The 1091-nt window shown below is 64.3% G+C and carries 1 protein-coding gene; it reads right to left on the bottom strand.

Annotated features, from left to right (window positions below):
* Window positions 1-6: 6 nt before the first annotated feature.
* Window positions 7-996, bottom strand: a complete 990-nt coding sequence (locus FKV25_RS12685) for an IS30 family transposase (protein WP_141519170.1) — start codon at window positions 994-996, stop codon at window positions 7-9.
* Between the last annotated feature and the right edge of the window lie 95 nt (window positions 997-1091).

The following is a 1091-nucleotide window of genomic DNA, read 5'->3' as shown; positions in this document are numbered from 1 at the left end:
GGTGAATTAACACTCCAAGTGCAACACCCTTGATCGTCGGATCTGTTGTGCCGGGGTCTGGAAGCCATGGCGTTTCCTCGGTCGTTGGTTGAGTTTGGCGGCGGCTTGGTCGCAATCGACCTGACGGATCCTGGCCAGGCTTTTGCGCTTGGGGAAGTACTGGCGTAGCAAGCCGTTGAAGTTCTCGTTGCTTCCCCGCTCCCAGGGATGGTGCGGGTAGGCGAAGAAGCAGCGGATGCCCGTGGCGGCCTCCAGGGCCCGGTAGCCATGGAACTCGGTGCCGTTGTCCCAGGTGATCGTCTTGAAGGGCAGCCCGCTGTCGCCGATCACGGCCAGGACCGCGCGATTGACGGCGCGGACGGTGCGGTGCGGCAACCGCACCACGACGGCCCATCCCGTGCTTCGTTCCACCAGCGTCAGCAGACACGGGCGTTCGCCGGCACTTCCCAGCACGGTGTCGCCCTCCCAGTGACCGACCTCCTGGCGACTCTCGACCGCTTCGGGACGGCTGTCGATCATGGGCTTGCCTGCCAGTTTCCCGCGCCGCTCGGCGCCAAACGTGCGCTTTCTCCGCCGCTTCCCGCCTTGCCGCAGATGACGATACAACTCGCCGCCCCGCTTCTGGTCCCGCCGCACGTGCCGGTAAATCGTCATGGGGCTCAGGTGCACCTGATGGTGCTCGCGCAACTGGCTGGCGATCTGCTCAGGGCTCCACTGCTGGCCGACCAGCAGGCGCTCCACCTGATCGTATACCGCAGGCGGATGATGCCGTACCCGGCGACTGCGACGACGACGCCCACTTGCGTGTTCCTGCGCTTTACTGGGCACGTAAAGGGGCCGCGGCCGATGGTGGTCCACCGTGGCATTGCGGCGGATCTCGCGACTGATCGTACTGGGGCTTCGCGCCAAGGCCCGTGCAATGGAACGGAGCGAACGGCCTTCTCGCTTGAGAACCGACAGGGTGTATCGTTCCATCTCGGTGAGCTGGTGGTACATGGGAGATCGTCTCTTGCCGGAGTGATCCCCTTCAGTCTGCCAGCTCACCGTCCTTTTCCCGGGCGTCGCGGGTGTTGCACTTACTTTGTGAACCT

The organism is Marilutibacter aestuarii, assembly GCF_006546775.1.
Taxonomy (GTDB): Bacteria; Pseudomonadota; Gammaproteobacteria; order Xanthomonadales; family Xanthomonadaceae; genus Marilutibacter; species Marilutibacter aestuarii.
Note: the sequence above shows the minus strand (reverse complement) of the source record. Positions and strands in the feature narration are given on the sequence as shown.

What these genes read in the sequence shown, in the direction of transcription:
- FKV25_RS12685 (WP_141519170.1), bottom strand. Translation starts at nt 996, where the DNA reads ATGTACCACCAGCTCACCGAGATGGAACGATACACCCTGTCGGTTCTC.